The following is a 5,805-nucleotide window of genomic DNA, read 5'->3' on the forward strand; positions in this document are numbered from 1 at the left end:
GCGAAATCTTTAGCAACACCACCGTACACTTTTGCAAGAGTAGTACAGATAGCAGCAGTTAGAGTTGTTTTACCGTGGTCAACGTGGCCGATAGTACCAACGTTTACGTGCGGTTTCGTACGTTCAAATTTTTCTTTAGACATGGGGTGTCCCTCTAGGTACGGATTAGGTGGCTTAAAATAAGACCACGCAACCAAAAAAAATGGTTTTCTTTATTAAAGGAGAAGAAGCTTTAGACTGGTGCTAATACCCAGAGTCGAACTGGGGACCTCACCCTTACCAAGGGTGCGCTCTACCGACTGAGCTATATCAGCACACAAAATGAGTTGGAGCGTGCAGCGGGAATCGAACCCGCATCATCAGCTTGGAAGGCTGAGGTAATAGCCATTATACGATGCACGCAACACGTAACTCTGTTTGAGCTATTTAACCTTTAGAATATGGTGGAGAGGGACGGATTCGAACCATCGAAGGCAGTGCCAACAGATTTACAGTCTGCTCCCTTTGGCCACTCGGGAACCTCTCCAAATTTTGAGCTTTCTCTCGCTTGCCTTATAGGAAGGGAGAAAGTGGTGCCGACTACCGGAATCGAACTGGTGACCTACTGATTACAAGTCAGTTGCTCTACCTACTGAGCTAAGTCGGCACAAGTGGGGCGCATTTTATTGAATGATTTTCCACCTTGCAATAGTAAATTGAAAAAAAGTGCAAAATTCTCTGACCAAACTCCTACATACGGCTATTTAGCTCAAGGTTTACGTCTTTAACCCGCATCTAGTACAGGAAGATATTTTATTTATCTATCGCTTGATGTATTTTCCATGCACTTGTTTTGTTATCCACTATAGAGTTTTGTATGAGCCCATTTATGTCATTTGACCGCGAACGTTGGTCTGAGCTAAGGAATTTAGTTCCGATGACACTTTCTGAGAGCGACTTAAAAGAGCTTCAAGGCATCAATGAAAAGCTCACAATGGAAGAGGCAGTAGAGATCTATCTACCGTTATCTCGTCTATTGAACCTCTATGTGGCAGCCAGACAGAATAGAAACTCGGTACTCCACCAATTTCTAGATAAGAAAGAGAAAGCGCCACCTTTTATCATCGGTATTGCGGGTAGCGTAGCCGTTGGCAAAAGTACCACTGCGCGTCTGCTTAAAGCCCTACTCTCTCGCTGGGAAAACCACCCAAAAGTTGAACTAGTGACAACCGATGGCTTTTTATATCCGAATAAGGTGTTAAAAGAGAAAGGGTTGATGAGCAAAAAGGGCTTTCCGGAGTCTTACGATATCAAGCGTTTAGTGAACTTTGTTTCGGATGTAAAGGCATGCAAGAGAAATGTCACAGCCCCTGTTTACTCGCATCTTACGTACAACATTACTGATGACGTTAAGTGCGTCGACCTACCAGATGTGCTTATTATTGAAGGACTTAATGTCTTACAAACCGGAATGAATTATCCACACGAACCACATCGCGTGTTTATTTCAGACTTCCTTGATTTCTCACTCTATGTTGACGCTGATAGCCAACAAATCAAAGAGTGGTACGTCAATCGTTTTATGAAATTCCGCGATGGTGCGTTTACTAAGCCTGGCTCTTACTTTAGTCATTACACTAAATTATCGAACCAAGCCGCATTGGATAAAGCAGAAGGTATCTGGAGTTCAATTAATGGCTTGAACCTAGAACAAAATATCCTTCCGACACGAGAAAGGGCTCACCTGATTCTACGCAAAGGCGCAGATCATATGGTTGAAGAAGTGTTACTAAGAAAATAGTAACGCTTTAGTCGCCTTTTCTTAGCGATATCTCGCCACCAATATAGCTCTCGACACCATTCTCAGTTTTGAGCAATACAGCACCTTGTTCATCGATGCCTTGAACAACACCTTCAATTTCTCTAGGTCCAATGATCAATCTAACATTGCGACCTAAGAAATTATCCAAGCGGTTCCAACGCTCTAAAAAATTGGACATTCCTTTCAACTCGTAGTCGACAAGTGACTTATCCCAAGCATTGATCAGAGCCTGCGCTAACTGGTTACGGTCTGGCACCTTCCCATCACACACTTCTTTAAGGGAAGTCCATGGCTGGCCAATACCTGATGTTGTTGGATCCATGGATAGGTTTAGCCCTAAACCAATCACAATATGCGCAGCGCCACCAGACTGTCCTGACAGCTCGACCAAGATACCTGCAAGCTTCTTGTCATTGTGGTAAAGGTCGTTCGGCCATTTAAGCTTTACACCTTCTACGCCCATCTCTTCCAAAGCTTCAACAACAGCTACACCAACCACAAGGCTTAAGCCCATTGCGGCAGCCATCCCCGCGTCGAGTCTCCAATACATTGAAAGATAGAGGTTTGCACCAAATGGTGATACCCACTCTCGTCCACGGCGTCCACGACCCGCAGCTTGATATTCAGCAATACAGACAGAACCCGATTCGAGGGTGTTAGTGCGCTCTAATAGGTGTTGGTTTGTAGAACCTATGATGGGAATGAGTTCAAGAGAAGCATCGCGACTAACTGCAGACAATTTGTCTTGGTCAAGCATATCCAAACGACTGGCTAGTTTGTAACCCTTGCCTTGTACTCGGTAGATATCTAAACCCCACTCTTGAATACCTTTAATGTGCTTACTGATAGCCGCTCGTGATACGCCAATCATTTCACCTAGGTCTTCACCTGAATGAAACTCACCGTCAGCAAGACATCTCAATAGTGCAAGCTTGGTACTGTGCTCTCTCATGCCAATGACTCCAAAGCCTTATCCAGGTTTGTCTCGCAGTCTCGTCCCATAAAGCGCACTTCATGTTCCAATCGAATATCGAATTTATTCAAAACGGACTGGCGCACTCGCTCTGCAAGCTTAAGGATATCCACAGCAGAAGCCTCATCATAATTGATAATAACCAATGCTTGGTTGGGGTGAACCTGAGCGCCACCTTCTGTCACACCCTTGAACTGGCATTGATCAATCAGCCAGCCAGCAGCAACTTTGATCATGTCATTACTCTCATAACCAACCATATTTGGATATAGAGCTAACAAGCGATCAAAATGATCTTTGGTGATCACAGGGTTTTTGAAGAAGCTACCCGCATTCCCTTGCACTCTAGGGTCTGGCAGCTTACTTGAACGGATAGCACACACTTCATCAAATATAGTGCGAGGGGAAAGCGTATCGGCTGCTAGGCTTTTTAACGGGCCATAGTGATTGCATGGCTCCCACTCTTTCGGCAACGTTAAACCAATCGCAACAACAATCGCTTTATCGTAGAGAGCGTGTTTGAAAATAGAATCTCGGTAACCAAAGAGACACTCTTCTTTGCTTAATCGCTTAACTGTATAAGTATCCAGACACAGGATATCGACATACTCGCATACGTCTTGTAGCTCAACACCATACGCACCAATATTCTGAATCGGAGCAGAGCCGGAACAGCCGGGTATCATTGCTAGGTTTTCTAGACCACCCAGCCCTTTATCCACACTCCACTCAACCAAGCTTGGCCAATCCTCGCCACCACTCACATGCAGTAGGTGATGACTGTCCGTCTCGGCCAGCTCAATCCCGGCTAATTTATTCACGATGACCAGGCCAGCGAAGTGCTCAGTAAAAAGCATATTACTGCCCTTACCCAGTATTAACTTAGGCAAAGCTGACCATTTAGGGTCTTTGTAAAGCGAAATAAGTTCTTCGGTAGTGGTGACTTCAACCAACGCATCACACGTCTGATCGATGGAAAAAGTATGAACATTTTTTAAACTAGCATTGAGATGGAATTGCATGGCGATATTCAATTAACTTACACTGCGGTCATTCTACAGCAGATAAACCAATGGCGCAGTGACTGAATGAACAATGTCATCATTACTCAATTAGACCCAGTAAAGGTTCCCCTAGTTAAACGTTTCTATAAAGAACATTACCCAACGGGAAAAGCGAATAAGAGTGAACTGATCTATTCGTTATTGCTGAATAACGAACTGTGCGGTGTCGTGCGTTTTCGTACAATAGAAAATAATCGCTTACTTACCGGTATGGCGATATCAAAACAACATCGTGGTCAGCAATTAGGCTCCCAGCTTATGGATTATTGTGCGCAACATACGCTTACGGAAGATGATTACTGCTTTGCGTACGCTCATCTCACCAATTTTTACGCGCGACACAAATTCGTACAAGTAGACCCTAAAGATCTACCAAATGGTTTAAGAGTTTTATACGAGCGCTATTCGAATAGCGGAAAAGATCTCATTCCTATGCATTATCAGCAAAATTGTTAGAGAATGCCTCGATTATCTAGTATTTGGTGCTATCCCTTTGGTAAAATTAAAGGTTCGCAATTTTGCATATTTTTAAGGTAAAACAGTCAATATGATTGCCAGTAGGAATCCATTCATACAGTTGCCAACCATAGCGCAGAATCCTGACAAGTTTGAAGTACTACTATCAGCGCAAGAGTTTCGAACTCGCCTACTTGATGAAATATCTCGCGCAACGACTCGTATTAGTTTAGTCGCTTTGTATCTTGAAGATGATGAGGCTGGCCGTGAGATCCTAACTGCCTTATATGAAGCAAAGCAAAAGAATCCAGAATTAGACGTGAGCGTTTGTGTCGATTGGCACCGGGCGCAGCGTGGATTGATTGGCGCAGAGTCTTCTGAAGGCAATGCAGCCATGTATAAAGAGTTCGCAGAGAAATATCAACATTCTGTGCCTGTCTATGGCATTCCCGTTCGCGGCAAAGAAGTCTTTGGCGTATTGCACTTAAAAGGCTTTATCGTCGATGATAGCGTGATATACAGCGGTGCAAGCCTTAACAATATCTATCTGAATTACCATGACCGCTATCGCTTTGATCGTTACCATGTTTTAAACAATGCAGCTCTTGCTGACTCAATGTTTGCCTACGTACACGAACAGATGGTTGCGGACAGCGCTGTTTATGACCTGGCTGATAAGAACAAGCCTGCGACCAAAGAACTGAAACCAGCGATTCGTCAGTTTCGAGCATCATTGGCAAGGTCTCAGTATCAATTCGAAGGGCAAGAGGTTTCAGCAGAGCAAGTGGCTGTAACACCATTGGTTGGTATCGGTAAAAGACGTAACCGTCTGAATCAGGGAATCAACCAACTCGTCGCTCAAGCTAAAGATGAAATCTTCATCTGCACACCTTACTTCAACTTCCCACCTAGCCTAGCTAAAGAAGTGAAGAAAGCACTTAAGCGTGGCGTAAAGGTCAGCATTGTTGTTGGTGATAAGACAGCGAATGATTTCTTTATCTCACCAGAAGAAGAGTTTAAAACGATTGGTGGTTTGCCATACCTTTACGAACTGAACTTACGCCGTTTCGCTAAAGCGAATGAAGCTCATATTGCTAGCCGTAATCTATCAATTCGACTTTGGCAACACGATTCCAATAGCTTCCACCTAAAGGGCATTTGGGTAGATAAGCGCTACATGCTACTAACAGGTAATAATCTAAATCCACGCGCATGGAAGTTGGATCTAGAGAACGGTATCTTTATCCAAGATAACTACCATCACCTAACAGACAAGTTTCAGGCTGAAGTGGATAACATCCTTCAACACACTCAGCTTATCTGTACTTATAAGCAGTTAGACAAGGTAGAGAGCTACCCGATGGAAGTTCAGAAGTTGATTCGTAAGATCACTCGTGTAAAAGCCGACAGAGTACTCAAACAAATACTGTAGTCAGTGTATTAGAAACACTAGTTATCAACGCCTAGCAAACGCTAGGCGTTTTTGTATCTACGAGATAACGAGATAACGA

General features: G+C 43.8%; 6 protein-coding genes and 4 tRNA genes. 3 read left to right on the top strand and 7 right to left on the bottom strand.

From position 1 onward, the window contains the following. The 5 genes from AB4249_RS20905 to AB4249_RS20925 form a co-directional block, all read right to left on the bottom strand. Window positions 1-143, bottom strand: a 143-nt coding sequence (locus tag AB4249_RS20905) for a GTP-binding protein (protein ID WP_240798929.1), incomplete at its 3' end; no start/stop codon positions are given. Window positions 144-238: 95 nt separating this feature from the next. Further along, window positions 239-314: transfer RNA gene (locus tag AB4249_RS20910), tRNA-Thr, on the bottom strand. A gap of 13 nt (window positions 315-327) precedes the next feature. Next, window positions 328-402, bottom strand: a tRNA-Gly gene (locus AB4249_RS20915). A 39-nt stretch (window positions 403-441) separates the two neighbouring features. Continuing rightward, window positions 442-526: transfer RNA gene (locus AB4249_RS20920), tRNA-Tyr, on the bottom strand. A 44-nt stretch (window positions 527-570) separates the two neighbouring features. Next, window positions 571-646 (bottom strand) — tRNA-Thr (locus AB4249_RS20925). 210 nt (window positions 647-856) lie between these two features. Between AB4249_RS20925 and coaA the strand changes: the two genes are divergently transcribed. Next, complete coding sequence (gene coaA, locus AB4249_RS20930; RefSeq protein ID WP_372104636.1) at window positions 857-1,780, top strand: type I pantothenate kinase; 924 nt, start codon at window positions 857-859, stop codon at window positions 1,778-1,780. A gap of 7 nt (window positions 1,781-1,787) precedes the next feature. On the opposite strand, the gene birA is transcribed toward coaA, so the two are convergent. Then, window positions 1,788-2,753 carry a bifunctional biotin--[acetyl-CoA-carboxylase] ligase/biotin operon repressor BirA gene (birA, locus tag AB4249_RS20935; RefSeq protein WP_017059800.1) on the bottom strand — a complete coding sequence of 322 codons (966 nt, stop codon included), beginning with the start codon at window positions 2,751-2,753 and terminating at the stop codon, window positions 1,788-1,790. Then, window positions 2,750-3,796 carry a UDP-N-acetylmuramate dehydrogenase gene (gene murB / locus AB4249_RS20940; protein ID WP_017059799.1) on the bottom strand — a complete coding sequence of 349 codons (1,047 nt, stop codon included), beginning with the start codon at window positions 3,794-3,796 and terminating at the stop codon, window positions 2,750-2,752. Before murB ends, birA begins: the two co-directional genes overlap by 4 nt. 66 nt (window positions 3,797-3,862) lie before the next feature. On the opposite strand from murB, the gene AB4249_RS20945 reads away from it, so the two are divergent. Both AB4249_RS20945 and pssA read left to right on the top strand, forming a co-directional pair. Next, entirely contained in the window at window positions 3,863-4,294 is a 432-nt protein-coding gene (locus AB4249_RS20945; RefSeq protein WP_017059798.1) for a GNAT family N-acetyltransferase, read from the top strand. Between the two features lie 91 nt (window positions 4,295-4,385). Beyond that, window positions 4,386-5,726, top strand: a complete 1,341-nt coding sequence (gene pssA / locus AB4249_RS20950) for a CDP-diacylglycerol--serine O-phosphatidyltransferase (protein ID WP_029235079.1) — start codon at window positions 4,386-4,388, stop codon at window positions 5,724-5,726. Window positions 5,727-5,805: the final 79 nt, after the last annotated feature.

This window comes from Vibrio sp. 10N.261.55.F4 (assembly GCF_041470465.1).
GTDB classification, from domain to species: domain Bacteria; phylum Pseudomonadota; class Gammaproteobacteria; order Enterobacterales; family Vibrionaceae; genus Vibrio; species Vibrio crassostreae_C.

Bases quoted from the DNA above. Each gene is read 5' to 3' on its own strand.
- coaA (WP_372104636.1), top strand. From the start codon at position 857: ATGAGCCCATTTATGTCATTTGACCGCGAACGTTGGTCTGAGCTAAGG.
- birA (WP_017059800.1), bottom strand. From the start codon at position 2,753: ATGAGAGAGCACAGTACCAAGCTTGCACTATTGAGATGTCTTGCTGAC.
- murB (WP_017059799.1), bottom strand. From the start codon at position 3,796: ATGCAATTCCATCTCAATGCTAGTTTAAAAAATGTTCATACTTTTTCC.
- AB4249_RS20945 (WP_017059798.1), top strand. From the start codon at position 3,863: ATGAACAATGTCATCATTACTCAATTAGACCCAGTAAAGGTTCCCCTA.
- pssA (WP_029235079.1), top strand. From the start codon at position 4,386: ATGATTGCCAGTAGGAATCCATTCATACAGTTGCCAACCATAGCGCAG.